At 58.6% G+C, this 18,929-nt stretch carries 20 protein-coding genes and 1 pseudogene; 16 read left to right on the top strand and 5 right to left on the bottom strand.

Going from position 1 to position 18,929, the window contains the following annotated elements:
• Window positions 1-7: 7 nt before the first annotated feature.
• The 3 genes and pseudogenes from ACI77H_RS16440 to hpaR (ACI77H_RS16430) form a co-directional block, all read right to left on the bottom strand.
• A complete protein-coding gene (locus ACI77H_RS16440) occupies window positions 8-1,012 on the bottom strand; it encodes an ArsJ-associated glyceraldehyde-3-phosphate dehydrogenase (RefSeq protein ID WP_407012797.1) in 1,005 nt (334 codons plus the stop codon).
• Window positions 1,013-1,035: 23 nt separating this feature from the next.
• Window positions 1,036-1,358, bottom strand: a pseudogene (locus ACI77H_RS16435) (hypothetical protein).
• 8 nt (window positions 1,359-1,366) lie between these two features.
• Window positions 1,367-1,789, bottom strand: coding sequence for a homoprotocatechuate degradation operon regulator HpaR (gene hpaR / locus ACI77H_RS16430; protein WP_407012796.1), 423 nt, complete (start codon window positions 1,787-1,789; stop codon window positions 1,367-1,369).
• Between the two features lie 256 nt (window positions 1,790-2,045).
• Here hpaR (ACI77H_RS16430) and ACI77H_RS16425 point away from each other — a divergent pair, with 256 nt between their 5' ends.
• A complete protein-coding gene (locus tag ACI77H_RS16425) occupies window positions 2,046-3,302 on the top strand; it encodes an OprD family porin (RefSeq protein ID WP_407012794.1) in 1,257 nt (418 codons plus the stop codon).
• A gap of 115 nt (window positions 3,303-3,417) precedes the next feature.
• Here ACI77H_RS16425 and hpaA read toward each other — a convergent pair whose 3' ends face one another.
• A complete protein-coding gene (hpaA, locus tag ACI77H_RS16420; protein WP_407012793.1) occupies window positions 3,418-4,320 on the bottom strand; it encodes a 4-hydroxyphenylacetate catabolism regulatory protein HpaA in 903 nt (300 codons plus the stop codon).
• 189 nt (window positions 4,321-4,509) lie between these two features.
• On the opposite strand from hpaA, the gene ACI77H_RS16415 reads away from it, so the two are divergent.
• The 9 genes from ACI77H_RS16415 (at window position 4,510) to ACI77H_RS16375 (ending at window position 13,270) form a co-directional block, all read left to right on the top strand.
• Window positions 4,510-5,166 carry a fumarylacetoacetate hydrolase family protein gene (locus tag ACI77H_RS16415; protein ID WP_407012792.1) on the top strand — a complete coding sequence of 219 codons (657 nt, stop codon included), beginning with the start codon at window positions 4,510-4,512 and terminating at the stop codon, window positions 5,164-5,166.
• A gap of 11 nt (window positions 5,167-5,177) precedes the next feature.
• Entirely contained in the window at window positions 5,178-5,948 is a 771-nt protein-coding gene (locus ACI77H_RS16410; RefSeq protein WP_407012791.1) for a fumarylacetoacetate hydrolase family protein, read from the top strand.
• Window positions 5,949-5,953: 5 nt separating this feature from the next.
• The gene (gene hpaE, locus ACI77H_RS16405) at window positions 5,954-7,414 is read left to right on the top strand and encodes a 5-carboxymethyl-2-hydroxymuconate semialdehyde dehydrogenase (RefSeq protein WP_407012790.1); all 1,461 of its coding nucleotides are present in this window, start codon (window positions 5,954-5,956) and stop codon (window positions 7,412-7,414) included.
• A gap of 93 nt (window positions 7,415-7,507) precedes the next feature.
• On the top strand, window positions 7,508-8,365 hold the full coding sequence (hpaD, locus tag ACI77H_RS16400) for a 3,4-dihydroxyphenylacetate 2,3-dioxygenase (RefSeq protein ID WP_407012788.1): 858 nt from the start codon (window positions 7,508-7,510) through the stop codon (window positions 8,363-8,365).
• Window positions 8,366-8,413: 48 nt separating this feature from the next.
• Window positions 8,414-8,806, top strand: a complete 393-nt coding sequence (locus tag ACI77H_RS16395; RefSeq protein ID WP_407012787.1) for a 5-carboxymethyl-2-hydroxymuconate isomerase — start codon at window positions 8,414-8,416, stop codon at window positions 8,804-8,806.
• Window positions 8,807-8,855: 49 nt separating this feature from the next.
• The gene (locus tag ACI77H_RS16390; protein ID WP_407012786.1) at window positions 8,856-10,160 is read left to right on the top strand and encodes an MFS transporter; all 1,305 of its coding nucleotides are present in this window, start codon (window positions 8,856-8,858) and stop codon (window positions 10,158-10,160) included.
• Window positions 10,161-10,171: 11 nt separating this feature from the next.
• A complete protein-coding gene (hpaH, locus tag ACI77H_RS16385; RefSeq protein WP_407012785.1) occupies window positions 10,172-10,975 on the top strand; it encodes a 2-oxo-hept-4-ene-1,7-dioate hydratase in 804 nt (267 codons plus the stop codon).
• A 17-nt stretch (window positions 10,976-10,992) separates the two neighbouring features.
• The gene (gene hpaI, locus ACI77H_RS16380; protein ID WP_407012784.1) at window positions 10,993-11,793 is read left to right on the top strand and encodes a 4-hydroxy-2-oxoheptanedioate aldolase; all 801 of its coding nucleotides are present in this window, start codon (window positions 10,993-10,995) and stop codon (window positions 11,791-11,793) included.
• Window positions 11,794-11,809: 16 nt separating this feature from the next.
• Entirely contained in the window at window positions 11,810-13,270 is a 1,461-nt protein-coding gene (locus ACI77H_RS16375) for an NAD-dependent succinate-semialdehyde dehydrogenase (RefSeq protein WP_407012782.1), read from the top strand.
• Between the two features lie 70 nt (window positions 13,271-13,340).
• Here the strand turns inward: ACI77H_RS16375 and hpaR (ACI77H_RS16370) are convergent, their stop codons facing one another.
• Entirely contained in the window at window positions 13,341-13,763 is a 423-nt protein-coding gene (hpaR, locus tag ACI77H_RS16370; RefSeq protein ID WP_407012781.1) for a homoprotocatechuate degradation operon regulator HpaR, read from the bottom strand.
• Window positions 13,764-14,040: 277 nt separating this feature from the next.
• Here hpaR (ACI77H_RS16370) and ACI77H_RS16365 point away from each other — a divergent pair, with 277 nt between their 5' ends.
• From ACI77H_RS16365 to ACI77H_RS16340, 6 genes are all read left to right on the top strand, one after another.
• Entirely contained in the window at window positions 14,041-15,339 is a 1,299-nt protein-coding gene (locus tag ACI77H_RS16365) for an NAD(P)/FAD-dependent oxidoreductase (protein WP_407012780.1), read from the top strand.
• Between the two features lie 31 nt (window positions 15,340-15,370).
• Window positions 15,371-15,736: a cupin domain-containing protein gene (locus ACI77H_RS16360; RefSeq protein ID WP_407012779.1), complete on the top strand. Its 366-nt coding sequence runs from the start codon at window positions 15,371-15,373 to the stop codon at window positions 15,734-15,736.
• Between the two features lie 55 nt (window positions 15,737-15,791).
• A complete protein-coding gene (locus tag ACI77H_RS16355; protein ID WP_407012778.1) occupies window positions 15,792-16,451 on the top strand; it encodes a LuxR C-terminal-related transcriptional regulator in 660 nt (219 codons plus the stop codon).
• An 85-nt stretch (window positions 16,452-16,536) separates the two neighbouring features.
• Window positions 16,537-17,358: a molybdenum cofactor biosynthesis F family protein gene (locus tag ACI77H_RS16350; protein WP_407012777.1), complete on the top strand. Its 822-nt coding sequence runs from the start codon at window positions 16,537-16,539 to the stop codon at window positions 17,356-17,358.
• The gene (locus ACI77H_RS16345) at window positions 17,351-18,151 is read left to right on the top strand and encodes an SDR family NAD(P)-dependent oxidoreductase (protein WP_407012776.1); all 801 of its coding nucleotides are present in this window, start codon (window positions 17,351-17,353) and stop codon (window positions 18,149-18,151) included. Before ACI77H_RS16350 ends, ACI77H_RS16345 begins: the two co-directional genes overlap by 8 nt.
• A complete protein-coding gene (locus ACI77H_RS16340) occupies window positions 18,144-18,911 on the top strand; it encodes an SDR family oxidoreductase (protein WP_407012775.1) in 768 nt (255 codons plus the stop codon). The genes ACI77H_RS16345 and ACI77H_RS16340 overlap by 8 nt, the downstream gene beginning before the upstream one ends.
• The last annotated feature ends 18 nt before the right edge of the window (window positions 18,912-18,929 follow it).

Below are 18,929 nucleotides of genomic sequence, written 5' to 3'. Positions count from 1 at the left end.
CCGCTCCTTAGACTGCCAGCCCGACCATTTTGGCCAGTTCGACGGTGCGGTTGGCATAGCCCCATTCGTTGTCGTACCAGGCATAGAGTTTGACCTGGGTTCCGTTGATGACCATGGTCGACAGCGCATCAATGATCGATGAGCGCGGGTCGGTGCGGTAGTCGATGGACACTAGCGGACGTTCTTCAAAACCGAGGATGTCTTTCAGCTCACTCTCGGAAGCGTACTTGAGGAGTTGATTCACCTCTTCGACAGTGGTGGCACGCTCGACTTCAAAGACGCAGTCAGTCAGCGAAGCGTTGGCCAGCGGCACGCGTACAGCGTGACCATTCAGGCGCCCGCGCAGCTCTGGGAAGATTTCGGCAATGGCGGTGGCCGAGCCGGTGCTGGTCGGAATCAAACTCATCCCGGATGCACGCGCACGCCGCAGATCCTTGTGCGGCTGATCGAGAATGCTTTGGGTGTTGGTCAGGTCATGGATGGTGGTGATCGAACCGTGGCGAATGCCCAGCTTCTCGTGGATGACTTTCACCACGGGCGCCAGACAGTTGGTAGTGCATGAAGCGGCAGTGACAATGCGATGTTCAGCCGGTTTGAATAACTGGTGGTTGACGCCCATGACGATGTTCAACGCGCCCTTCTCTTTCACTGGCGCACTGACCACAACTCGTTTCACTCCTTGGTCCAGGTAAGCCTGAAGCACAGAGACGGTCTTCATTTTGCCGCTGGCTTCAATCACCAGATCGCAGCCCGACCAATCAGTGTCGGCAATCGCTTTGTTGGCCGTTACCTTTATTCGTTTGCCGTCGATGACGATGCTGTCGCCCTCGGAGTCAGCCTGGTAATTCCAACGGCCATGCACCGAGTCGAAGTTCAGCAGGTGCGCATGAGTCGCCGCGTCACCGGCTGGATCATTGATCTGCACGAATTCGAACTCTGGCCAGCTCCAGGCTGCTCGCAAAGCGAGGCGACCGATCCGACCAAAACCATTGATGCCAACCTTTATAGTCATGTTGTTGTGCTCTGTATTCGTTGTCAGCGGGAGTTCAATTGGGTGTCGAATTGGCCGATGTATTCGATATGGGCAGGAGGCTGAATGACGCGTAGACGCAACGACTGAACATCGCGGATGGCATCGCTCTCGGTCAGCAATTGCTTCAGGCGCGGATAGTGCTGGCCCTTGCAGCCTTGAATGCTTCACCCGGCGCTTGATCATCTTCTACTGGCAGGTGAAACCACTCGATGCCGAGCATTTGGCACTCTTCGGGCAGCAGGTCGATCTCGTTCTGAAGCAACTCTTCTGTCGGCATCAGCGTCAGCAACGCCGATGCACCTGCATCCTGAAGCCGGTCAACCATTGTGTCGGTCAGGGCTTGATGTTCTTCAGCTTATTGAGCAGTTCCAGCAACTGCTCAAGCGGCTCCTCACCGAACTGTTCCTGAATCTTCAGGTAATTGCTTTCCATCCCCGCGCTCATGTCGACGAAGCACTGCTGCCCCTGCTCGGTGAGGGCGACGAATACCCGGCGCTGATCTTCCGACGACTTCCTGCGACGGACGATACCGTCGCGCTCCAGTCGGGACAGAACGCCAGTCATGCTCGGCTTGAGGATGCACGCAAGGTGAGCCAGTTGATGGCTTTCCAGTTCGCCCTGCTGGCGCAGGATGCGAATCACCCGCCATTGCTGTTCGGTCAAGTCATGCTCGTTGAGCAACGGCCGGAAAAATGCCATGGCCGCTTCGCGGGCCTGCAATAAGGTGAGCGTAAGGGACGGTCTGGGGGTCGGCATGGTTCACGCGGAAAAAGAGGTCGAAGCCTCGAAGCTTAGAGTCGGCACAGAGCCCACGCAACATGGCACCGCACCCATATTATTAACCTAGAAACGAATTAACTGATTCAGGTAAAAAAACAATCATTCATCATCCATGTTTATAGGAAAAACAAAGAAAATAAGCTACACACATTTAAGATAACATGTTAACAATATGCCGAACCCTACTGATCATGGGGCGATACCTACAAAAACAACAAAAGGAAATCCCCTCATGCATTCGTGCTTCCTTCGCACGGCGGCAAGCGCTGCCCTGTGCGCCGCGTTTAGCCCCCTGAGCGCTCACGCCGATTTTATCCAGGACAGCAAAGCCAGCCTGGACCTGCGCAACTTCTACATGAATCGGGACTTTCGCCAGAGCAACGCGACGCAGAACAAGGCCGAAGAGTGGGCCCAGGGTTTGGTGTTACGCCTGGAGTCGGGATACACCGAAGGTATCGTTGGCTTCGGTGTCGATGCCTTGGGCGAACTGGGACTCAAACTTGACTCCAGTCGCGATCGTCGCGGCACCGGGTTGCTGCCCTTTGGTGCCAGTCAGCAACCGGAAGACAGCTACAGCGAACTCGGCCTGACCGCCAAACTGCGCGCATCGAAGACCGTACTGAAGCTCGGCACCCTGCAACCGCAATTGCCCGTGGCTGCCTATAACGACACCCGGCTGCTGCCCTCGACCTACAACGGCGAGCTGGTCACCTCCCAGGAAGTCGACGGCCTGACACTGAATCTGGGCCGCCTGGAAAAACAGAACCTGCGAGATTCCTCCAGCAACGATGAGATGAGTTACGCCGGCGTCCAGAGCAGCCATCTCGATCTGGCCGGTGGCACCTACGCGATCAATCCACACCTGGCTGCGACCTATTACTACGCCCAGATGCAGGACATCTACCGTCAGCACTTTATCGGCCTCGTGCATGACCTGCCCTTGGCACAAGGTGTGAGCCTGCGCAGCGACCTGCGCTATTTCGATACGCGTGAGCAAGGCCGCCATGAACTGCGCAGCGCATCCCGGGTCGATGGCGGCAGGATCGACAACCGTTTTTTCAACGGCATGTTGAGCCTGTCGGTGGGCGCCCATAAATTCGGCCTGGGTTACCAGAACCTCTCTGGTGACGGCGACTTCGCCTTTCCAGGTCTGGACCCCTATTCGGTCAACCTGGTGACCATCAACGTCTTCACCAAGGCCGAGACCGACGCCTGGCAGGCGCGTTACGACTACAACTTCGCGGCCCTCGGCCTGCCCGGGCTGGCATTCATGACCCGCTATGTCGACGGCACTCATGTGCAGACCGCCAGCGTGAGCAACGGAAGGGAATGGGAGCGCGACACCGACCTGGTCTACACCGTGCAGAGCGGTCCGCTGAAGAACGTCAACGTGCGGCTGCGCAATGCCACTCTGCGTTCGAGCAACGGCCTGACCAGCGATATAGACGAAAACCGGATCATCATCGGCTACAGCCTGGCCTTGTGGTGACCCGTCCATGAAAAGTGCAATCGGTTCCCTGTAAAAGCCATTTTTCAGGGTGCCGACTGCGGCCATGATTGCTCAACAGACACTCGACTCCTATCGAGAAGCGAACATGGCTGCATCAGCGCAAACCCGACTGCCGCAGGCGATATTCACCAGGTGTCATCTGCGCATAGCGCTGGAAGAACCGACTGAAATAGGCCGGGTCCTTGAAGCCCAGTTGGTAGCAGATTTCATTGGCCGAACTGCCGGTGAACAACAACAGGCGCTTGGCCTCCTGCATCAGCCGTTCGAGGATCAAGCGTTTCGACGGCAGGTCGGCAATGCGCCGGCAGACGTCGTTGAGCCGTGCCTCGGTAACACCAATACCGTCGGCATAGCGCGACAGCGGCCAATGCTGCAGGTAATGGTCTTCGATCAACTCGTTAAAGCGGTGGAAGATCCGCAAGTCTTCATGGCGCGCCGGGCGGGCTTCCAGGGAGTTGGCGCACAGCCTGAGCAGACTGATCATGATCAATCGCGTCAGGCTGTCCAGAGCCGAACCCCGTCCCGCCCCAGCGGCGCTGATCTCGCTGCTCAGTTCCTCGAACAGAAACTCCAGGCGCCTGACCTCGGATTGAAATGGCGGTGCCAGCCCCGCCAATGCCACGCAAGCCGCATGCAACTGCGAGCCAGGTGCAAGACTCGGGTCGGCATCGATCAACTGCCAGACCAGTTGCTGGCGCACCGTCAACACATGCCCGTCGGCGTCCGCTTCGGTGACAAAGGAATGAGCCACCGTCGGCGGCGTGAGAAAAAACATCGGTCCCGACTCGAGGTATTGCTGGTCATCCAGATAGACCCGCACCGCACCGCTCTTCACGTAATGCACCTGAAAAAACCGATCATGTCGATGCACCGGCATGTTGCGGCCGAAGAATTCCGCCAGGTTGCCGAGTTTGTCGTAGTGCACTTCGGCATCGCTGTAGCGTTGGTCGTAGACCTGTCCGATGTTGATATTGGGGATCGGCTGACGATCGATCATCGCTCGGTTCTCTTTCTTGTTTGGGTGTTGGCAGTGCAAGGACTTTCATCCTGCGCCGGTTTCAGGCGGCCAACCACTGCCAGAGAATTTTGCCACGCTTGACGATGGTTAACATATTAATTATAACGTTAACAGGTTAACGAATATTTCGCGAAGCAGTCACTGCTCCGCCACTGCCAGGAGAAAAGCATGAGCCGTGCCCTGCATGATGTTGCGAACGGCACCCTGTTCGGCGTTGCGCTGAACTATCAAGGGTTGCTGAACCAACGTATCGCCGAATTCGAGCAAGCGCCTTACCAGAAACCGCCGGTCAAACCGGTGCTATTCATCAAGACACCCAATACCCGCAATGCCCATGACTGCGCCGTGGTTCATCCGCAAGGTGAACGCCTGCAACCGGGGCCTGCACTCGGTGTGGTGATCGGCAAAAGCGCCAGCCGGGTCAGCATCGAGAATGCGCTGGAGCATGTGGCCGGCTACACCATCGTCAATGAGTTCAGTCTGCCGGAAGACAGCTACTACCGTCCGGCGGTCAAGGCCAAGTGCCGTGACGGCTTTTGCTCGTTTGGACCGGAACTGGTGGCCCGTGACCAGGTCGCCAACCCGCATCAGTTGAGCCTGAAACTGTTCGTCAACGGTGAGCTGCGCCAGCAAAACTCCACGGCCAACTTTGTCCGCAGCATTCCCCAGCTGATTGCCGAGATCAGCGAGTTCATGACTCTCCACGAAGGCGATGTGCTGATCACCGGCACCCCTGAAGGCCGTGTCGATGTCCAGCCCGGCGACACCGTCGAAGTCGAAATCAGCGGCCTGGGCCGCCTCGTCAACCACATCGTGGCCGAGTAACAGGAGCTTCCATGAAACACGCCCGTATCCGTTTTGAAGGCGACATCTACCTCGCCCATGTCGAAGAGCACAACGCCCTGCGCTTGGCCGATGGCCGCCTGCTGACCGAGAGTCAGGTTGAGTGGCTGCCACCGGCTACCGGCAGCATGTTCGCCCTGGGTCTGAACTACGCCGACCATGCCGCCGAACTGGCTTTCACGCCACCGACCGAACCGCTGGCATTCATCAAATCCCACGGCACCTACACCGGCCACAACCAGACCACCTGGCGTCCGGATAACGTCGCCTACATGCACTACGAGTGTGAACTGGTGGCCGTCATCGGCAAGCCGGCGCGCAACGTCAAACGCGAGGATGCCCTGGAGTACCTGGCCGGCTACACGGTGTGCAACGACTACGCGATCCGTGACTACCTGGAAAACTACTACCGGCCCAACCTGCGAGTGAAGAACCGTGATGCCACGACGCCCGTCGGCCCGTGGATCGTCGACGTCGCCGACGTGCCGGACCCGAGCAACTTGAAGCTGCGCACTTGGATCAACGGTGAACTGCGTCAGGAAGGCAGCACCAAGGACATGATTTTCGACATTCCTTACCTGATCGAATATCTGTCTAGCTTCATGACTCTGCAACCGGGCGACATGATCGCCACGGGTACGCCGGAAGGTCTGGCCGATGTGGTGCCAGGCGATGAAGTGATTGTGGAAGTGGAAGGCGTGGGTCGCCTGGTTAATCGAATTGTCAGCGAAGCGGAATTTTTCTCCGCCCGTAAAGAGGTTTGAGCAACATGATCAAACATTGGATCAACGGCCGTGAGGTCGAAAGCAAAGACGTATTCGTCAACTACAACCCGGCTACCGGTGAAGCGATCGGCGAAGTCGCCAGCGGCGGCGCCGAAGAAGTGGCTCAAGCTGTAGCCGCGGCCAAGGAAGCCTTCCCGAAGTGGGCCAATACACCAGCCAAAGAACGTGCCCGACTGATGCGCAAGCTCGGCGAGCTGATCGAGCAGAATGTGCCACGCCTGGCCGAACTGGAAACCCTGGACACCGGCCTGCCGATCCATCAGACCAAAAACGTGTTGATCCCGCGCGCCTCCCACAACTTCGATTTCTTCGCCGAAGTCTGCACCCGCATGGACGGTCACAGCTACCCGGTCGACGACCAGATGCTCAACTACACCCTGTATCAACCGGTCGGTGTCTGCGCCTTGGTGTCGCCATGGAACGTGCCGTTCATGACCGCAACGTGGAAGACCGCGCCGTGCCTGGCACTGGGCAATACGGCAGTGCTGAAGATGTCCGAGTTGTCGCCGCTCACGGCCAACGAGCTGGGTCGTTTGGCCGTTGAAGCCGGCATTCCAAAGGGCGTGCTCAACGTCATCCAGGGCTACGGCGCCACCGCCGGCGACGCTCTGGTCCGCCACCCCGACGTGCGAGCGATTTCCTTCACCGGCGGTACCGCCACCGGCAAAAAAATCATGCAGACCGCCGGCCTGAAAAAATACTCCATGGAACTGGGCGGCAAGTCACCGGTGCTGATTTTCGAAGACGCGGATCTTGAGCGAGCCCTCGACGCGGCGCTGTTCACCATCTTCTCGTTGAACGGTGAGCGCTGCACCGCTGGTAGCCGGATCTTCATCCAGGAAAGCGTCTACCCGCAGTTTGTCGCCGAGTTTGCGGCCCGCGCCAAACGCCTGATCGTCGGCGACCCACAAGATCCGAAGACCCAGGTCGGCTCGATGATCACCCAGGCCCACTACGACAAGGTCACTGGCTACATCAAGATCGGTATCGAAGAAGGCGCCACCCTCCTCGCCGGTGGTCTGGAACGCCCGGCCAACCTGCCGGAGCACTTGAGCCGCGGCCAATTCATCCAGCCGACGGTGTTCGCTGATGTGAACAACAAGATGCGCATTGCCCAGGAAGAAATCTTCGGCCCAGTGGTCTGCCTGATCCCGTTCAAGGACGAAGCCGAGGCCCTGCAACTGGCCAACGATACGGAATACGGCCTGGCGTCCTACATCTGGACCCAGGACATCGGCAAAGCCCACCGTTTGGCCTACGGCATCGAAGCCGGCATGGTGTTCATCAACAGCCAGAACGTGCGGGATTTGCGTCAGCCGTTCGGCGGTGTGAAAGGTTCCGGCACCGGTCGTGAAGGCGGCCAGTACAGCTTTGAAGTGTTTGCAGAGATCAAGAACGTTTGCATCTCCATGGGCAGTCATCACATCCCGCGTTGGGGCGTGTAAACCGTATACCTGTGACGAAGTGATACCTGTGGCGAGGGAGTAAACACGCCACAACAGGGTTCAAGACAAAAATAATTATTCAGGAGAATCATCATGGGCGAAGTCGTCCTGGCCGCGAAGATCTGCCATGTACCCTCGATGTACCTGTCGGAACTGCCCGGCAAACATCACGGTTGTCGCGAAGCGGCGATTGCCGGGCACAAAGAAATCGGTCGTCGCGCCCGCGAGCTTGGTGCCGATACCGCCGTGGTGTTCGATGTGCACTGGCTGGTCAACAGCGGCTATCACGTCAACTGCGGCGAGCATTTCAAGGGCATCTATACCAGCAATGAGCTGCCGCACTTCATCAAGAACATGGAGTACGAGTACCCGGGCTGTCCGGAGCTGGGCGAGCTGATCGCCGCCGAGGCCAATCAGGCCGGCGTGCGCACCATGGCCCACAACATCCCGAGCCTGGAGCTGGAATACGGCACCCTGGTGCCGATGCGTTACATGCACATGGGCGTACCCGATGATCAGACGTTCGACGTGATCTCCATCGCCGCCTGGTGCGCCTGGCATCGACTGGAAGACAGCTTCGCGTTCGGCGCCGCTGTACGCCGGGCCATCGAGAAGAGCGACCGCAAGGTGCTGGTCCTGGCCTCGGGCTCGCTGTCCCACCGTTTCTCCGACAACCGCGAAGCCGAAGCCAACATCAACAACTGGACCCGCGAATTCGACAAGCAGATGGACCTGCACGTGGTCGAGATGTGGAAGCAAGGCCGCTTCAAGGAGTTCTGCGCGATGCTCCCGGACTACGCCGAGCATTGCTTCGGCGAAGGCAAGATGCACGACACCGCGATGCTTCTCGGACTACTCGGCGGCCCCGAGTACAACAAGCCGGTGGAAGTGCTGACCGAACTCTTCGGCAGTTCCGGCACGGGCCAGATCAACGCCATTTTCCCCCTCTGACACTCGCTCGCGGGCAGCCTGAAGGTTGCCGGCGCCCCGGAGACTCACATGCCGCATTTCATCGCCGAATACACCGACAACATCGAACAGCAGGCGAACTTGCCCGCACTGTTCGAAAAGGTTCACAACGTACTGGGGGACAGCGGCGTGTTTCCCCTGGGCGGCATTCGCAGTCGCGGAGTGCGCCTGGACACCTGGCGCATGGCTGATGGCAAGCACGATTACGCCTTCGTCCACATGACCCTCAAGGTCGGTCACGGCCGGGATCTGCCGACCCGCCAGACAGTCGCCCAGGCGCTGTTCGAGGTGATCACCGAACACTTTTCCGAGCTGCAGTCGCAACGCTTGCTGGCGCTGTCGTTCGAGATGATCGAACTGCACCCGGAACTTAATTTCAAGCAGAACAACGTACATGCCTTCTTGAAGAACCAGGCGGGCTGATTCACGCCCTCCTTCCGCCAACGGCCACTCAGACAAAAAGTACAACATCATGAGCACAGCCAATACCGCTGACAGCATCACCCTTGCCGAGCACGATCGAACCCACAGCACCGTTACCTGGCGCCTGATGCCATTGCTGTTGATCTGTTACCTGTTCGCCCATCTGGACCGGATCAACATTGGCTTCGCGAAGATGCAGATGAGTACCGATCTGCACTTCAGCGATACCGTCTACGGCTTCGGAGCCGGACTGTTCTTCATTGCCTACGCGCTGTTCGGCGTACCGAGCAATATGGCCCTGGACCGGGTCGGGCCGCGACGCTGGATCGCCAGCCTGATGGTGGTCTGGGGTGTGCTTTCAACCAGCATGTTGTGGATCGAAAGCTCCAGCGGTTTTTATGTTCTGCGTTTCCTGTTGGGAGTCGCAGAGGCCGGTTTCTTTCCCGGGATTCTGGTGTTTCTCAATCGCTGGTACCCGGCGCGTCGCCGGGCTCAAGTCACCGCGTTGTTCGCCATTGCCGTGCCGATGGCCGGGGTGATCGGCGGACCACTGTCCGGTGCGATTCTCGAAAACCTCCATGACTTCGGTGGGCTGCGCGGCTGGCAGTGGATGTTCCTGATCGAAGGTGCGCCAGTGGTCCTGCTGGGTCTGGTGGTTCTCAAGTGCCTGCCGGATAGCTTCGAAACGGTGAAGTGGCTCAACTCGATGCAGAAGCAACAACTGCGCGCGCAACTGAGCAGCGAAGAACAGCGTAAATCCATCACCTCCTTTGGTGGGATTGTTCGCGATCCGCAGGTCTGGCTGCTGGTGGCGATCTATTTCGCGGTGATGCTGGCTGTCAACACGCTGGCGTTCTGGATGCCGACGCTGATCCACGGTGCGGGAATTGGCAGCGACGGTAAGGTCGGCCTGCTCAGTGCCGTGCCCTATCTGGCGGGCTGCTTCTTCATGATCGGTTGTGGACGCTCGTCCGACCGTAACCGCGAGCGCCGCTGGCACCTTTGTGTGCCGCTGCTGATGGCCGCCGCCGGTATCGCCGTGGCGGGCCTGGATCCGGGCAATCCGCTGCTGGTGATGGCCGGGTTGATCGTCGCCGGGATGGGCGCCAGTGCCGCATTGCCGATGTTCTGGCAACTGCCGCCAGCCTTTCTGTCCAACTCCACCCAGGCTGCCGGCATCGCAATGATCAGCTCGTTCGGCAGCATCGCGTCGTTCCTCGCGCCCTACCTGATCGGCTGGATGCGCGACACCACTCATAGCGCCAGCCTGGCCCTGTATGTGCTGGCGCTGTTTATCGCCTTTGGCGGCTTCCTGGTCCTGCGCACCAACGCGGCCATCGTCAATCCACAGTAGAGATCTTCGTCATGCTCGATCAACAGCAAATCCTGCAAGCCGCTGCGCAACTGGACCGGGCCGAACGCTCCAGGGAGCAGGTCCGGCAATTTTCCCTCGATCACCCGGATATCACGATCGAAGACGCGTATGCCATCCAGCGCGCCTGGGTCGCCCAGAAAATCAAGGACGGGCGCAAGCTGGTCGGGCACAAGATCGGTCTGACGTCCCGGGCCATGCAAGTGTCTTCAAACATCACCGAGCCGGATTACGGTGCCCTGCTCGATGACATGTTCTTCGACGAAGGCACCGACATTCCTTTCGAGCGCTTCATTGTGCCGCGGGTGGAAGTGGAGTTGGCGTTCATTCTAGGCAAGCCGCTCAAAGGCCCGAACTGCACGATCTTCGACGTACTCGACGCCACCGAGTGGGTGATCCCGGCACTGGAAATCATCGATGCTCGAATTCAGCAAGTCGACCCGCAGACCAAAGCGACGCGCAAGGTGTTCGACACCATTTCCGATAACGCCGCCAACGCTGGCGTGGTCATGGGAGGTCGCGCCGTGCGGCCGACCGAGATCGACCTGCGCAAGGTGCCGGCCGTGTTGTATCGCAACGGCGTGATCGAAGAATCAGGGGTTTCGGCCGCAGTGCTCAATCATCCCGCCAAAGGCGTGGCCTGGCTGGCGAACAAGCTGGCCGCATACGACGTTACCCTTGAAGCGGGTCAGATCATTCTCGGCGGCTCCTTCACCCGCCCGGTGGCAGCCAACCCCGGCGACACCTTCCATGTCGATTACGACATGCTGGGTTCCATCTCCTGCCGCTTCGTTTGATCCCGGAGGACTGTTTTATGGACATGCCCATCAACCGTTTCAAGCAACGTCTGAGAACCGGCGAAGCACAGATCGGCCTCTGGCTCGGTCTGGCTGACGCCTACTGTGCCGAGCTTGCGGCGAATGCCGGTTTCGATTGGCTGCTGATCGACGGCGAACATGCGCCCAATGACCTGCGTGGCATGCTCAGTCAACTGCAAGCCGTCGCACCCTACGCAAGCCAGGCGATCATCCGCCCGGTGATCGGTGATACCGCGCTGATCAAACAGGTGCTGGACATTGGCGCCCAAACGCTGCTGGTCCCGATGGTTGAAAGCGCCGAGCAGGCACACGAACTGGTGCGCGCGATTCACTACCCGCCCCAAGGTATACGCGGTGTCGGCAGCGCGTTGGCCCGTGCATCGCGCTGGAACAGCATTCCCGGCTACCTGGATCAGGCCGACGCGCAGATGTGCCTGCTGGTACAGATCGAGAACCGCGAAGGCCTGGCCAACCTGGATGCCATTGCGGCGGTCGAGGGTGTCGACGGGGTGTTTATCGGCCCGGCAGATTTGAGTGCGTCCATGGGGCATCGCGGCAATCCGGGCCATCCCGAGGTACAAGCGGCTATCGAAGACGCCATTGTCCGGATTCAGAATGCCGGCAAGGCCGCAGGCATTCTCAGCGCCGACGAAAAACTCGCCCGGCGCTACATAGAGCTAGGCGCAGCGTTCGTTGCAGTCGGTGTCGACACCACGGTGCTGATGCGTGGTCTGCAAACCCTCGCCGCTAAATTCAAAGATGCTCCGGCGCCCATCAGCTCCGGCGGCGTGTACTGATTTTTTGAGAAGTGCGATGAAACTTAACGATCTGAAACTGCTGCGCGAACAGGCTTACATCAATGGTAAATGGCTCGAAGCCGATGACGGCAATCGCTTCGCAGTGACCAACCCGGCGAATGGCGAAACCATCGCCCAAGTCAGCTCCCTCGGCCAGGCCGAAACCGCCCGCGCCATTACCGCGGCCCAAGCTGCCCTGCCCGCCTGGCGCGGCAAGACCGCCAAGGAGCGCAGCAACATTCTGCGCAAATGGTTTGACTTGATCATGGCCAACCAGGAAGACCTCGCCCGTTTGCTCAGCCTGGAGCAAGGCAAGCCATTGGCCGAAAGCCGAGGCGAAATTGCCTACGGGGCCAGTTTCATCGAGTGGTTCGCCGAGGAAGCCAAGCGCATCTACGGTGATGTGATCCCGCATGACAAGCAGGGCCGGCGCCTGGTGGTGATCAAACAAGCCATTGGTGTCGTAGCTGCCATCACGCCCTGGAACTTCCCCAATGCAATGATTACTCGCAAGGTCGGCCCGGCATTGGCCGCTGGCTGCACGGTCGTTGTAAAGCCTGCTTCGGAAACCCCGCTGTCCGCACTGGCTTTGGCTGAACTGGGTGAACGTGCGGGTATCCCCGCCGGTGTTCTGAACATCGTCACCGGCAACCGAGCCCGTGAAATCGGCGCCGAGTTGACCGGCAATCCAAGTGTTCAGAAGGTCTCGTTCACGGGTTCTACCGGTGTCGGCAAAACCTTGATGGCGCAATGCGCCGAGACCATCAAGAAAGTCAGCCTTGAACTGGGCGGCAATGCACCCTTCATTGTGTTCGACGATGCCGACCTGGATGCAGCGGTCGAAGGCGCCATGGGTTCGAAGTTCCGCAATAGTGGGCAAACCTGTGTCTGCACCAATCGAATCCTGGTGCAGAACAGTGTCTACGATGAATTCACCCGACGCTTGGTAGCTGCGGTCAATCAACTGAAGGTCGGCGCCGCTGATGTGGATCACGCGCAACAAGGACCGCTGATCAATGCCAAGGCTGTGGCCAAGATCGAAGAACATATCAGCGACGCATTGGGCAAAGGCGCCACCTTGCTGGCCGGCGGAAAAAACCACGCGCTGGGGGGGAATTTCTTCCAGCCGACAGTTCTGGGAGATGTGACCCCGGAAATGCTCGTCGCTCGCGACGAAACCTTTGGCCCGTTGGCACCAGTGTTCCGGTTCGAGACCGAGGCCGAGGCGATTGCAATGGCCAACGACACCGAGTTCGGCCTGGCGTCATACATCTACACCCGCGACCTGGGGCGTGCATGGCGCGTCAGCGAGGCACTGGAGTACGGAATGGTCGGTGTAAATGAAGGATTGATCTCGACCGAAGTGGCGCCGTTTGGCGGCATCAAACAGTCGGGTCTGGGACGCGAAGGTTCAAAGTACGGCATCGATGATTACATCGAGCAGAAGTACATGTGTCTGGGGATTGGCCAAGCCTGACGCGTCTCATTCGGCGACAACTGACCACCCCAGCGCAACGCTGGGGGATTGGTCAGGTAACCACTCCTGACTAGCGCTTGAGCGCTTTCAGTTCGTTGAGCAACGTCAGCAGCGCCTGCAACTTTTCCTCGCCAAATCCGGCCTGCAGCCGCTGATAATTGGCTTCCATGCTTTGGCTCATCGTGCTGAAGCAGGCCTCCCCCTTCTCGGCCAGACGGACCAATACTCGCCGTTGATCCTGTTCCGCTTTGCGACGTACAACCATGCCGGCGGCCTCCATGCGCACCAGCACACCGGTCATGCTCGGTTTGAGAATGCACGCCAGCTCGGCCAGGCGATTGATCTCAAGCTCATCATGTTGACTAAGGATACGAATGACCCGCCACTGCTGCTCGGTCAAACCGTGTTGATTCAGAGAGGGACGGAAAAAACCCATCGCGGCTTCGCGAGCCTGGAGCAATGCGAGAGTCAAGGATTGGCGCGGCTTGGGCATCGGAGAAGTTCGAACTCACAACTAGTTAATAGGTTAACCAAACTCTATCACCGTCCGATCAGTTATGCGCGCAGCTTTACTTCTGAGCAGCGACATAGAATTAGGCGTACTTGATTGGGATACGTATTCAGACGCTGCTCTGGCAGCCACGATCAAAACCGTCGGCACACAGAATCAAGACACCTACCGGTCGGAAGGCACTTAATATCACCCAACGGGTACAGAGCTTCTTGTAGGCCCTGCAGTTGAGTTTCCCTTCACTTTTCCAGGCTGCGCCATGATCAATATCGAAACGCCTACCTACTATTCAGCAACCAAAAAATACAATCTCAGCTTCCCGACCCTTGAACAGGATGTGGAAGCGGATGTCGTCGTGATTGGTGGCGGTTTCTCCGGCATCAACACCGCATTGGAGCTCGCTGAAAAAGGCATCACCAATATCGTGGTGCTGGAAGCACGCTATCTGGGTTTCGGTGGCACTGGCCGCAACGGAGGCCAAATCATGGCCGGGATCGGCCACGACCTGGAAAAGATCAAGAAACACGTAGGCGAGGAAGGCCTGCGCCAGATCTTTGAAATCAGTGAACTGGGCGCCGGAATCATCAAGGATCGAATTGCCAAATACTCGATCGATGCTGACTTCTGCAACGGCTATGGCTACATGGGCTTCAACGCCCGCCAGGAAAAAACCCTACGCGCTTGGGAAAAGGACTTCAAGTCGATCAACACCAAGGACGAAATCCGCTTTATGGCGGGCTCCGAGGTCAAGCAGATCATTGGCTCCGACGCCTACACCAGCGCTTTACTGCACATGGGCGGTGGGCACGTGCACTCACTGAATCTGCTGTTGGGCGAAGCCAAGGCGCTGGTCAGTCATGGCGTTCGTATCTACGAACACAGCCCGGCCCTGGAAGTCAGTTATGGCGAGCGCATCACGGTGCGAACCGGACGGGGTTCTGTGAAAGCCTCCAAGTTGCTGTGGGCCTGCGACAGTTTTCTCAACAAACTGGAACCAGAGCTGCACAAGACCACGCTGAATACGTATGCCTTCCAGTTGATGACCGAACCGCTATCAGACGAGATGATCAACCGCATCAGTCCGATACGCGGCGCCTACAGCGATATTCGACCGGTGATCGACTACTACCGGGTGACCAACGAAAACCGTCTGCTCTTTGGTGCCGCGACGCCCTTCGTCGAGCACATCCCTCTGGATCTGAAAGCCTGGAACCGCAATCTGATGCTGAAAATTTTCCCGTACCTGAAAGACGTGAAAATCGACTTGGCCTGGGGCGGCCCGATGGCGACTGGCGCCAACCTGTTCCCTCAAATCGGTACGCTCAGCGGCCGTCCCAACGCATTTTATGTCCAGGGCTATGCCGGCTTTGGCGTCACACCAAGCCACATTATCTGCAAGGTATTGGCCGAGGGCATGAGCGAGGGTTCTTCTCGCTATGACCTGATCAGCTCGGTCAAACATGCACAGATCATGGGCAAAGATCACATCCGGCCGCTGCTGCTGACGGCTGGTAAAAGCCTTCATCAACTCTCGGGCTATTTCAACGGCCGCCGTTGAGCCCCACCCTTTCATTCACAGGAGAACTGCCATGCCCGTTACCACTCTCAAGAAAGACATCCAACTGTCCGAACTCGATGCATGGGGCACTGTCGCTGACCTCGGCTCTGAGATCCTCGAAGGTGAAGTAAAAGCCTTTGGCAAAATGACCTTCGGCGCGCCGACTGATCCGGTCAGCAGCGCTTATTTCGGCACCACCCAAGGCAAATTCCGCATGGTCTACCCATTTTCAGAACAAGCCACCGTGGTCACCGGCGAAGTGGTTCTGACTGACGAGTCCACCGGTCAGAGCACCCGCTACAAGTCCGGTGACAGCTGGTTCGTGACCAAGGGCACGCCTGTGCTCTGGGAAGTTGTCAGTGAAAGCTTTGTGAAGCACTATTTCGCTGTCGTCTGATCGACCCCCGCTGCCGGCTCCTGCCGGCAGCTTTTTCTGGCGAAGGTTACTGACCATGAACGCCATCCCTGCTCAGGAAGTCGCTGGCCATTGCCTGCAGGCTTTCACTCAACTCGTTCCTGCCAGTCAGGCGGCGTTTTATTGTGTCGACCGACAACTGCAAGCCCGTGACTTCCGGTTGCACTGCATGAGCGGTGAGATGCATCGCGATTATCTGGACAACTACCGTCAATTTGACCCGCTGCAACCGAGCAATTGCCTGTCGAGTGGGCTGGCGGTGGTGCCTCTTGGTTTCGCCATGGCCCGACAGCCTGCGCGTGACAGTCGTCGCTATCGAGACTTCCTGCAACGCTACGGAGTTGTCGATGTGGTGGAAATACTCGCTCATCGCGCCGGCCGGCCTGAGGCTGCAATCTCATTGCTGCGCACCGCGGAGCAAGGCGCTTTCACCACCGATCAATTGGCCCAGCTCAATGCCTTGCAGTCGTTGCTGCAAATGGCCGTCGCCAACATGCAGCCTTGTGAAGAGTCACTGATCGGGCTGACACCGAAAGAGCGCCAGATCGCGTTGTTATTGCGTCAGGGTGCCAGTAACAAACAACTGGCCCTGGAGTTGGAGGTCGGTCTGCCGACCATCAAAACCCACCTGATCAACCTCTTCCGCAAGACGGGCGTGAGCAGCCGAACCGAGTTGGTTGGCATGCTGTTTCTCTAAGCCTGTTCAACCATTTGGTTGATAGGCGAGCCACTTTCCCAACGGCATGATCCAGGTTGTTACTTCTTTCAACCGGAGCAATGCAATGACCACACAATCTGACTGGATCACCGTAGGTGCCCTCGCCGACGGTTTCGCCCCAGAGGCCTTTATTCTGCCCAACCTGGCCGACCTCAACGGCAAGACCTTCACGCTGTACTTTGCCAACGGCTGGCAGATCGAGCATCGATTTGAAACAGAGGTACTCAACTGGAACGCCACCGACGGTCACTCCAGCGGGTCTGCCTCGTACCGCGCCACCTCAGTGCGGCCGGGTCTGTATCTGGTCGATTTCATTAAACGCGAAGCCGGTCAGGCCTGGTCGGTGAGTCTGGTATTGGATACCACCACGTCGTCGTTCACCGCCGTAATCGGACGCATGCCGCCTCAGGAACAAACTCAGGAAGGACTCTACAGCCGTGCACTTGCCGGCAAGGCCCTGACGTCGGTAGAAGTGGATTTCCTGCATGGCAGCCTTGATCGCCCATGGCAGGAAGGCCAATGCCCCCACGCGCCGACCCATGAACTGACAGGGTTGCGCAATATGTATCGCTACAGTCCGAGCGAAGTGTACGAGCACATCTACCTCAACGATCAGTTCTACTCCTGGCAGTGCCTCAAAGGTGTCGAGCAAGGCTTGTGTGATACCGACCGTTGCCACTACTACAAGATTGCCGATCAACTGTACTTGTTCGTCTGGCGCGAAAAAATCATTCCAACCCTCGGCCTGGTTTTGATCGACCTGCAACAACACCGCAGCGACGGCAAGATCTTCGGTTATGCCGGCTCGTCCTTCGACGAGTTGTCGAACTTTCCGGTCAGCTCCTACTGCCAGGTCCTCAACCGCACGGAGTATCCCGATGCATGAGCCTCGCACCGTCGTCATCACCGGTGCCGGAACGGGCATCGGTGCCGCCTGCGCCCGGCTGTACGCAGCCGAAGGTGCCAATCTGGTGCTGGTCGGTCGCCGTCGTGAACCTCTGGAACAGGTTGCCCAAGAAACCGGCGGCCTGATCTTGGTGGGCGATGCAGCTTGTCCAGACACGTGGGAAGGCTTCGTCGCACAGATTCGTGAGCACTACGGTCGACTCGACGTGCTGCTGGCTTGCGCCGGCGGTCATGGCATGGGCAGCGCCACCCAGACCAGTCCGCAAACCTGGGAAGCCTCGTTGCGCAGCAATCTGGACAGCGCGTTCTACAGTGCCAGGGCCTGCCTGCCATTGCTGATCGAACGTACCGGCAACATCGTGCTGATCGGTTCCATAGCCTCACTGGCCGCAGGACCCGAGGTCTGCGGCTACACCACCGCCAAACACGCACTGCTGGGACTCAACCGCTCACTGGCCAGGGACTACGGTCCACGCGGCGTACGCGTAAACACTGTTTGCCCTGGGTGGGTCACCACACCGATGGCCGATGAGGAAATGCAGCCATTGATGAGTTTCTATGGCGACACACTGCAGCAAGCCTATGCCCGAGTGTGCGCCGACGTTCCATTACGACGGCCCGCCAGCGCCGAAGAAATCGCCAGGGTTTGTCGCTTCCTGGCCAGCCCAGACGCTTCGATCATCACCGGTGCGACCGTGGTCGCCGACGGTGGTTCGAGCATCGTCGATGTGCCCACGCTGGCCTACGCCCACATGGAGACCGCTAATGCTTGAAGACTTCGATTTCAGCGGGAAAACGGTACTGGTGACCGGTGGCGCGCAAGGTATTGGTCAGGCAATCGTCGAGGCATTCGCGGTGCGCGGCGCCCGAGTGATGATCGCTGACCTACGTCTGGCTCAAGCGCAGTCGCTCGCCACAGCCTTGACTACGCGAGCGTGTCAGGTCGAGGCCGTCGACATTGATCTGGCCGATGCCACAGCGGTATTCGAACTGGTTCAGGGGTTAGAACGAGATTGGGGGCGGCTGGATATTCTGATACACAACGCTGGCTACTTTCCGTTGACGCCGTTCGCTGAGATTACGCGCTCCATTCTTGATCGCACGCTGGCAGTCAATCTCTCGGCACTGTTTTGGCTGACCCAGGCGGCCTTGCCGATGTTTCAACGTCAGGGCAGTGGCTGCGTGTTGGTTACCTCCTCAGTCACCGGTCCGCGGGTCGCCTATCCAGGGCTCAGTCACTACGCGGCATCGAAGGCCGGGGTCAATGGTTTTATTCGCAATGCCGCTCTGGAGCTGGCCGGCTACCGTGTACGCGTCAATGGCGTCGAGCCTGGGATGATTGCAACACCCGCCATGGACAATCTTGGCGACGGCCAAGTCAACAGTGACATCGCAAGCCGAGTGCCGCTGGGGCGACTCGGCACCGCAGAGGATATTGCCGGCGCAATGCTTTTTCTCGCGTCTGATCTGGCGACTTACATCACCGGACAGACAATCGTTGTCGATGGCGGGTCGACCTTGCCTGAAGTGTGATTACGAACTTTGGCACAA

The sequence above is a fragment of the Pseudomonas sp. O230 genome (assembly GCF_045447035.1).
Lineage (GTDB): Bacteria > Pseudomonadota > Gammaproteobacteria > Pseudomonadales > Pseudomonadaceae > Aquipseudomonas.
This window is presented reverse-complemented; position numbering and strand designations above follow the sequence as displayed.

Bases quoted from the DNA above. Each gene is read 5' to 3' on its own strand.
- ACI77H_RS16440 (WP_407012797.1), bottom strand. From the start codon at position 1,012: ATGACTATAAAGGTTGGCATCAATGGTTTTGGTCGGATCGGTCGCCTC.
- hpaR (WP_407012796.1), bottom strand. From the start codon at position 1,789: ATGCCGACCCCCAGACCGTCCCTTACGCTCACCTTATTGCAGGCCCGC.
- ACI77H_RS16425 (WP_407012794.1), top strand. From the start codon at position 2,046: ATGCATTCGTGCTTCCTTCGCACGGCGGCAAGCGCTGCCCTGTGCGCC.
- hpaA (WP_407012793.1), bottom strand. From the start codon at position 4,320: ATGATCGATCGTCAGCCGATCCCCAATATCAACATCGGACAGGTCTAC.
- ACI77H_RS16415 (WP_407012792.1), top strand. From the start codon at position 4,510: ATGAGCCGTGCCCTGCATGATGTTGCGAACGGCACCCTGTTCGGCGTT.
- ACI77H_RS16410 (WP_407012791.1), top strand. From the start codon at position 5,178: ATGAAACACGCCCGTATCCGTTTTGAAGGCGACATCTACCTCGCCCAT.
- hpaE (WP_407012790.1), top strand. From the start codon at position 5,954: ATGATCAAACATTGGATCAACGGCCGTGAGGTCGAAAGCAAAGACGTA.
- hpaD (WP_407012788.1), top strand. From the start codon at position 7,508: ATGGGCGAAGTCGTCCTGGCCGCGAAGATCTGCCATGTACCCTCGATG.
- ACI77H_RS16395 (WP_407012787.1), top strand. From the start codon at position 8,414: ATGCCGCATTTCATCGCCGAATACACCGACAACATCGAACAGCAGGCG.
- ACI77H_RS16390 (WP_407012786.1), top strand. From the start codon at position 8,856: ATGAGCACAGCCAATACCGCTGACAGCATCACCCTTGCCGAGCACGAT.
- hpaH (WP_407012785.1), top strand. From the start codon at position 10,172: ATGCTCGATCAACAGCAAATCCTGCAAGCCGCTGCGCAACTGGACCGG.
- hpaI (WP_407012784.1), top strand. From the start codon at position 10,993: ATGGACATGCCCATCAACCGTTTCAAGCAACGTCTGAGAACCGGCGAA.
- ACI77H_RS16375 (WP_407012782.1), top strand. From the start codon at position 11,810: ATGAAACTTAACGATCTGAAACTGCTGCGCGAACAGGCTTACATCAAT.
- hpaR (WP_407012781.1), bottom strand. From the start codon at position 13,763: ATGCCCAAGCCGCGCCAATCCTTGACTCTCGCATTGCTCCAGGCTCGC.
- ACI77H_RS16365 (WP_407012780.1), top strand. From the start codon at position 14,041: ATGATCAATATCGAAACGCCTACCTACTATTCAGCAACCAAAAAATAC.
- ACI77H_RS16360 (WP_407012779.1), top strand. From the start codon at position 15,371: ATGCCCGTTACCACTCTCAAGAAAGACATCCAACTGTCCGAACTCGAT.
- ACI77H_RS16355 (WP_407012778.1), top strand. From the start codon at position 15,792: ATGAACGCCATCCCTGCTCAGGAAGTCGCTGGCCATTGCCTGCAGGCT.
- ACI77H_RS16350 (WP_407012777.1), top strand. From the start codon at position 16,537: ATGACCACACAATCTGACTGGATCACCGTAGGTGCCCTCGCCGACGGT.
- ACI77H_RS16345 (WP_407012776.1), top strand. From the start codon at position 17,351: ATGCATGAGCCTCGCACCGTCGTCATCACCGGTGCCGGAACGGGCATC.
- ACI77H_RS16340 (WP_407012775.1), top strand. From the start codon at position 18,144: ATGCTTGAAGACTTCGATTTCAGCGGGAAAACGGTACTGGTGACCGGT.